Consider the following 6416-nt stretch of genomic DNA (forward strand, 5'->3'; position numbering starts at 1 on the left):
TCCGAAACCCAGATGTGCTCGGTCGGCGCAAAGGCGTTGCGGTCGTCGAAGGCGGCCAGCGATACGCCCGTCACCGTGCCGTTGGTTCGCCAGGAAAACAGCCGCGTGCCGCAGGTCTTGCAGAAAACCCGGTCGAGCGCTGCCGAAGAGGGAAAGCGCGCGGTTTCGCCCGTCACCGACACTGCGCCTTGCGCAAACAGTGCGCGGGCGTAGAACGGCGAGCCCATCGCCTTCTGGCAGTTGCGGCAATGGCAGATCCGGACGTTGATCGGCTTGCCCTCGCACCGGAACCGCACCGCGCCGCACATGCAGCCGCCTTCATGTGTCATGGTGTTCTCGCTGATCAATTGTCGTCATCGCGAGGAGCGAAGCGACGAAGCAATCCATCTCTCCGCGCAAAGAAAGAAAGGGTGGATTGCTTCGCCGAGCCTGTCATCGGGCGCGCATTCGCGCGACCCGTTGGCTCGCAATGACGTTGATAGAGCGTCAATCGGACGCATCAATACGTCGCGCGGCCGCCGGAAATATCGAACACCGCGCCGGTGGAGAAGGCACAATCTTCCGAGGCCAGCCATGACACCATTGCCGCCAGTTCTTCCACCAGCACGAAGCGGCCCTTCGGAATCTTCGACAGCATGAAGTCGATATGCTGCTGCGTCATCTGGTCGAAGATCGCGGTTTTGGCGGCCGCCGGCGTCACCGCGTTGACCAGGATGTCGTGCGCCGCCAGCTCCTTGCCGAGCGATTTTGTCAGCGCGATCAATCCGGCCTTGGAAGCCGAGTAATGCGCGGCGTTGGGGTTGCCTTCCTTGCCGGCGATCGAGGCGATGTTGATGATGCGGCCGTAGCCTTGCTTGATCATCGTGGGTGCGATTGCCTTGCAGCAGATAAAGGGGCCGTCGAGATTGATACGCAGCACCTTGCGCCATTCCTCGAGGTCGGTGTCCCACACCGTCTTGTTGATGCCGGCAATGCCGGCGTTGTTGACGAGAATGTCGATCTTGCCCAGCGCCGCCAGCGTGGCGTCGCGCGCCTTCTCGACCGCGGCGAGATCGGAGACGTCGACCTTGATCGCGGTGACGGCAGGACCGATTTCCTTCGCGGTCTTCTCGGCGAACGGCAGGTCATGATCCCAGATCGCGACTTTGGCGCCGGAGGCGACAAAACGTTCGGTGATGGCGCGGCCAAAACCCTGCGCGCCGCCGGTGACGACCGCGGTGCGGCCGTTGAGATCGATCTTGTTCATGGTAGAACCTCTTCATGGTTTGATCCTCATGGTGAGAAGCGCGCCCTTGCTTGCGCGCGTCTCGAACCATGAAGCCCGGCTCTCTCATCCTTCGAGACGCGGCCGAAAAGGCCGCTCCTCAGGATGAAGTTCTTGTCAGAGCATGTAGCCGCCGTCGACGACGAGGTCGACGCCGGTGGTGAATGCGCTTTCGTCGCTGGCGAGATAGACCGCCGTGGCTCCGATTTCTTCCGCGGTGCCGAGTCGGCCCATCTTCTGGCGGGCGACGAACTTTTCACGGCCGTCCGGGCCGGCCGCGGCGGCGCGCTGCAGCATCGAGGGCGTTTCCACCGTGCCGGGGCAGATGCTGTTGCAACGGATGCCCTGGGTGATGAAGTCGGACGCGACTGCGCGCGTCAGCAGCGAGACCGCAGCCTTGGACGCACTGTAGACGTAGCGGTTGGCCGGCGGCCGCAGCGCCGCGCAGGACGAGATGTTGACGATGCTGCCGCCTCCGCCCGCGATCATCGCCGGCAGGAACGCCTTGATGGTCCGGTGCATCGACTTGACGTTGAGGTCGAAAGAAAAGTCCCAGTCTTCGTCCGAGCAGTCGAGGATGGTCCCGTGATGCACGAAGCCGGCGGCGTTGAGCAGGACGTCGATCCTTCCGACGCGGCTGGCGAAGGCGTTGACGTCGGCCGTGTTGCGAACGTCGAGCCGTGCCGTTTCGGCGATGCCTTCCCGGGCCAGCGTAGCGAGACCCTTTTCATCAATATCGGTGGCGATCACCGTGGCGCCCTCGCGCGCAAAGGCGATGGCGCAGGCGCGGCCGATGCCGGCGGAAGCGGCGGTAACAAAGGCGCGCTTGCCCTTGAGGCGGTCTGACATTTTTTCTCCTAAGCGATTTTGTTGTGGCCCTCAACAAGTCGTCCCTGCGAACGCAGGGACCCATACGCCGCGGCGTTTCACTGGGGCAATGTGCGAGAGGCCTTTTTACACTTCGGGGCCGGTGGCTATGGGTCCCCGCGTTCGCGGGGACGACGATCTCAGTGATTATCCCTCGCCGTGCCGACGCGGCCGGCGATGTCCTGATAACGGGTCGCGAGCTCCATGCAGGCGCCGGTAGCCTGCTGGCCGACGGTGGAGCGATAGAGTTCCTGCCACGGCGTCTGGTTGGCGGGGTATTTGAATCCGCCCTCGGCCTTGAGTTTGGCACGGCGCGTCTTGAGCTCCTCGTCGGAGATCAGGATATTGGCGCTGCCCTTGTTGAGGTCGATGCGCACCATGTCGCCGGTCTTCAGGATCGCCAGGCCGCCACCGGCGGCGGCTTCCGGCGTGGCGTTGAGGATCGACGGCGAGCCCGAGGTGCCGGACTGCCGGCCATCGCCGATGCAGGGCAGGGACAGGATGCCGCGTTTGATCAGCGCCGCCGGCGGCTGCATGTTCACCACCTCGGCGCCGCCGGGATAGCCGATCGGCCCGGTGCCGCGCACGAACAGGATGCAATGCTCGTCGATCTCGAGCGAGGCGTCGTCGATGCGGTGGTGATAGTCCTCCGGGCCCTCGAACACGATGGCGCGGCCTTCGAAAGCGTTGAGGTCTTTCGGGTTGATCAGGTAGCGGTCGCGGAATTCCTTCGAGATGACGCTGGTCTTCATGATCGCGGAATCAAACAGATTGCCGCGCAAGACCAGGAAGCCGGCGTCCTTCACCAGCGGCTTGTCGTAGCTCCAGATCACGTCGCCATCGGGCTTCGGCGCCTCGCGGCAATTGTCGCCCATGGTGTGGCCGTTGACGGTCATCGCGTCTTCATGGATGCGCTTGTGCGCCATCAATTCGCGCACCACGCTGGGCACGCCGCCGGCGCGGTGATATTCCTCGCCGAGATAGAAGCCGGCCGGCTGCATGTTCACGATCAGCGGCACGTCGTGGCCGTATGTCTGCCAGTCGTCGATCGAGAGCTCGACGCCGATATGGCGGGCCAGCGCATTGATATGGATCGGCGCGTTGGTCGAACCGCCGATCGCCGAATTGACCACGATGCAGTTCTCGAACGCCTTGCGGGTCAGAATGTCGGACGGTTTGAGATCCTCCCAGACCATGCCGACGATGCGCATGCCGGTCTCGTAGGCGATCTGGCCGCGCTCGCGGTAGGGGGCGGGGATGGCGGCGCAGCCCGGCAATGACATGCCGAGCGCCTCCGCCAGCGAATTCATGGTCGAGGCGGTGCCCATGGTGTTGCAATGGCCGACCGAGGGCGCCGACGAGGCCACGATATTCATGAACTCCTCATAGTCGATATCGCCGGCGGCCAGCTCCTCGCGGGCTTTCCAGACCACGGTGCCGGAGCCGGTGCGCAGGCCCTTGTGCCAGCCGTTCAGCATCGGGCCGCCCGAGAGCACGATCGCCGGCATGTTGACGGTGGCCGCCGCCATCAGGCAGGCGGGGGTGGTCTTGTCGCAGCCGGTGGTCAGCACCACGCCGTCGAGCGGATAGCCGAACAGCAGTTCGACCAGCCCGAGATAAGCGAGGTTGCGGTCCAGCGCCGCGGTTGGACGCTTGCCGGTTTCCTGGATCGGATGCACCGGAAATTCCATCGCGATGCCGCCGGCGGCGCGGATGCCTTCGCGGACGCGGTGCGCCAGTTCCAGATGATGGCGGTTGCACGGCGACAAATCATTGCCGGTCTGCGCAATGCCGATGATAGGCTTGCCGGATTGCAGTTCGTGCCGGGTCAGGCCGTAATTGAGATAGCGCTCGAGATAGAGCGCGGTCATCCCCGGATTATGCGGGTTGTTGAACCATTCGCTGGAGCGGAGCTTGCGCCGGGTGACCCCGGTAAGCGGCTTGTTCATTGTTGTTTTCTCCCGAATGGCATTTCTTGTTGCGTGAGCCTAACGCGCGAAATGCCTGTTCTGCAAACCCGGTCCGGCGTTCGCTGGCAAGCCAATATTAGCCGCGCGCAAAAGGTAGCGCTACCATTTTTTGCTACGATGATTTGATCGGTGGCTCCAGGCGATCAGGTGCGCGGCAGCGACGAGCTTTCGCGGACCATGAGCTGGAAACCGAGGTCGACGACCGGTTCCGGTGGGCGATTACCTTCGATCGCCGCGGTCACCATGGTGACGGCGCTGCGGCCCATTTCGTAGCGGTTGGTTCGCACGCTGGTCAAAGGAGGGACGGCGGAGGCCATGAATTCCAGATCATTGAAGCCGACGATCGCCATATCTTCAGGCACGGAGAGATGCCGGCGCTGGCATTCGAACAGCACGCCGAGCGCGAGGTCGTCATTGCCGCAAAACACCGCGTCGGTATCGGGGGCTTTCGACAACAGGTCGGCCAGCAGCGATCCGCCCAGCGTGATCGAGGTCGGCACCGGGGTCGTCACGATGAGGCGCGGATCGAACAGTCCGGCGGCCTTCATGGCATCGCGGTAGCCCCCGAACCGGCGCTGTACCCGCGGATCCATTTGCGCGCCGACAAATCCGATGCGCTGGAAGCCCTGCGGGAGAAGGTGGGAAACTGCTGCAAATGCAGCATCATAGTGCGAAAATCCCACCATCATGTCGACCGGGTCGGGGCCGATTTCCATGATCTGCGCGATCGGGCAATTCATCGCCTCCATCACCGCGCGGGATTCCGCGGTCTGGTCGATGCCGGTCACGATCAATCCGGCCGGCTTCTGGGCCTGGAACAGGCGCAGCAGTTGCTCCTCCTGCAGGATCGAATAGCGCGTATTGGCGAGCTGGATGCTGTAGCGGCTGCCCTCCGAGGCATCGTAGATGCCGCGCAGCACGTCGGAGAACACGTTGTTGGTCAGGGAGGGAATGAGGACGCCGATCACCTCGGTGCGTTGCGAGGCCAGTGCGCGCGCCGCCAGGTTCGGCACGTAGCCCAGTTCTTTCGCCGCACTCGCCACCCGTTCGCGTTTGCTCGGCGAGAGCGCTTCCGGATTTCGAAAAAAACGCGAAGCGGTGATGGGGCTCACCCCCGCCAATTTAGCGACTTCCGTGAGCCGGATTTCGCCAGACTTCGCTCGTTTCCGTTCCATGACGCGGTCATATCACAACAATTTCGGCAGTTGAACAAAGATTGACAGCGCTACCACCGGATTGCTAATGATCGTTGAATTGCAGACAATGCAAAAACAAGTTCAACTTCGGAAACGAGGTCGAAAAACAGAGCAGCGACGGCTTTCGCCATACGGTGCCGGGATACGAGGAGGGGAGTAGATGTCGTCGGTGCAGATTCGCGACGTGCGCAAGTCGCTTGGAGGCTTTGAGGTCCTGCACGGCGTATCGATTCCGATCGAGGACGGCGCTTTCGTGGTGCTGGCAGGTCCCTCCGGTTGCGGCAAGTCGACCTTGCTGCGGATGCTCGCGGGACCCGAGAACATCACCTCCGGCACGATTTCGATCGGCGACAAGGTCGTCAACAACGTGCAGCCCAAAGAGCGCGACATCGCGATGGTGTTCCAGAACCATGCGCTCTATCCGCATATGAAAGTGAAGTCGAACGGCTCGGCCTCGTTCGAGGGGCCGAACGGCGTGAAGTTGCCGCTGGCCTCGGCGCCGGCCAATTCCGAGGGCCGGCCCGCGGTGTACGGCGTCAGGCCCGAGCATTTCACCATCGCCGACGACGGCGTGGAGGCCGAGATCGTGGTGGTCGAGCCGACCGGTTCGGAAACCCAGGTATTCGCCAAGCTCGGCGGCCAGCAAGTCGTCGCCGTGTTCCGTGAACGACATCAATTCAATCCGGGCGACAAGATCCGGCTGAAACCCGATCCGGCGCTCGTGCATCTGTTTGACGAGAGCACCGGGAAGCGACTGAACTGAAATGATCGTCGGACAGCATTTCATTTCGTGGCGGCAAGATCTGGATGGAGTTTCCAGCCGTCGCTGTATACATTCTTGTCGGCGTCGCCGGCGGAATTCGATCCTTGTTCGGCAAACAGGCCTCTAAGAGCCACGCTGCAGATTTGGAAACGCTTACCCACTAATTCCCAGGGAGGGAGCCTATGACCAAGATCAATCGACGCAAATTCCTGAAGACCACGGGCGGCGCGGCCGCCGTGCTGGCGTCCATGAAGATGCCGGCCATCGCGCAGGGCACGCCGGAAGTGCACATCCTGCGCTGGAATGACTTTGTTCCCGCCTGCGACGCCATTCTCAAGACCAAGCTGTTCCCCGAG

Annotated in this window: 7 protein-coding genes; 2 read left to right on the forward strand and 5 right to left on the reverse strand. The window is 62.7% G+C overall.

Features of this window, described 5'->3' with window-relative positions; genetic code table 11:
- The 5 genes from Q8N40_RS04495 to Q8N40_RS04515 all read right to left on the reverse strand — a co-directional run.
- Window positions 1-329, reverse strand: a 329-nt coding sequence (locus Q8N40_RS04495) for a GFA family protein (RefSeq protein WP_305710952.1), incomplete at its 3' end; no start/stop codon positions are given.
- 170 nt (window positions 330-499) lie between these two features.
- Entirely contained in the window at window positions 500-1246 is a 747-nt protein-coding gene (locus tag Q8N40_RS04500) for an SDR family NAD(P)-dependent oxidoreductase (RefSeq protein WP_305318428.1), read from the reverse strand.
- A 135-nt stretch (window positions 1247-1381) separates the two neighbouring features.
- Window positions 1382-2113, reverse strand: a complete 732-nt coding sequence (locus Q8N40_RS04505; protein WP_305318429.1) for an SDR family oxidoreductase — start codon at window positions 2111-2113, stop codon at window positions 1382-1384.
- Between the two features lie 158 nt (window positions 2114-2271).
- Window positions 2272-4080 carry an IlvD/Edd family dehydratase gene (locus Q8N40_RS04510; protein ID WP_305318430.1) on the reverse strand — a complete coding sequence of 603 codons (1809 nt, stop codon included), beginning with the start codon at window positions 4078-4080 and terminating at the stop codon, window positions 2272-2274.
- Between the two features lie 164 nt (window positions 4081-4244).
- On the reverse strand, window positions 4245-5276 hold the full coding sequence (locus Q8N40_RS04515; protein WP_305318431.1) for a LacI family DNA-binding transcriptional regulator: 1032 nt from the start codon (window positions 5274-5276) through the stop codon (window positions 4245-4247).
- A gap of 181 nt (window positions 5277-5457) precedes the next feature.
- On the opposite strand from Q8N40_RS04515, the gene Q8N40_RS04520 reads away from it, so the two are divergent.
- Both Q8N40_RS04520 and Q8N40_RS26665 read left to right on the forward strand, forming a co-directional pair.
- A complete protein-coding gene (locus Q8N40_RS04520) occupies window positions 5458-6060 on the forward strand; it encodes an ABC transporter ATP-binding protein (protein WP_305710953.1) in 603 nt (200 codons plus the stop codon).
- 182 nt (window positions 6061-6242) lie between these two features.
- Window positions 6243-6416 (forward strand): twin-arginine translocation signal domain-containing protein (locus Q8N40_RS26665; protein ID WP_371135614.1); only part of this gene is annotated, 174 nt, incomplete at its 3' end.

The organism is Bradyrhizobium sp. (genome assembly GCF_030693485.1).
GTDB lineage: Bacteria > Pseudomonadota > Alphaproteobacteria > Rhizobiales > Xanthobacteraceae > Bradyrhizobium.

Bases quoted from the DNA above. Each gene is read 5' to 3' on its own strand.
- Q8N40_RS04500 (WP_305318428.1), bottom strand. From the start codon at position 1,246: ATGAACAAGATCGATCTCAACGGCCGCACCGCGGTCGTCACCGGCGGC.
- Q8N40_RS04505 (WP_305318429.1), bottom strand. From the start codon at position 2,113: ATGTCAGACCGCCTCAAGGGCAAGCGCGCCTTTGTTACCGCCGCTTCC.
- Q8N40_RS04510 (WP_305318430.1), bottom strand. From the start codon at position 4,080: ATGAACAAGCCGCTTACCGGGGTCACCCGGCGCAAGCTCCGCTCCAGC.
- Q8N40_RS04515 (WP_305318431.1), bottom strand. From the start codon at position 5,276: ATGGAACGGAAACGAGCGAAGTCTGGCGAAATCCGGCTCACGGAAGTC.
- Q8N40_RS04520 (WP_305710953.1), top strand. From the start codon at position 5,458: ATGTCGTCGGTGCAGATTCGCGACGTGCGCAAGTCGCTTGGAGGCTTT.